General features: G+C 66.1%; 1 protein-coding gene. It reads right to left on the minus strand.

What is annotated here, in order from left to right; translation table 11 throughout:
• Positions 1-251, minus strand: a 251-nt coding sequence (locus Ga0451573_RS19215; RefSeq protein WP_231685800.1) for a methionine adenosyltransferase, incomplete at its 3' end; no start/stop codon positions are given.
• Between the last annotated feature and the right edge of the window lie 20 nt (positions 252-271).

The raw sequence follows: 271 nt of genomic DNA on the forward strand, positions 1-271 counted from the left end.
GACTCCAGTACCCGGCCGCCGCCGAATCGCGGCGCACTCTGTCCTCCCACCAGCAGCGCCTTGTCGACGTTGTAGTGCTGGACGTTGCCATAGACCTGGAGGTACGCGCGGCACAAGGCCCGCGACACCGCCTCGGCGGCGCCGTCGCAGATGCTATCCGGGTGACCGATGCCCTTGTGCTCGCACATCTCGAACGGTGGTTCATCGCTGAGCCCCTGGCGCTGAATCACAAGACGGGCCGGCGCGCTCATTATGCTATGGCTCCGAAGCG

The organism is Phosphitispora fastidiosa, from assembly GCF_019008365.1.
GTDB lineage: Bacteria > Bacillota > Thermincolia > Thermincolales > UBA2595 > Phosphitispora > Phosphitispora fastidiosa.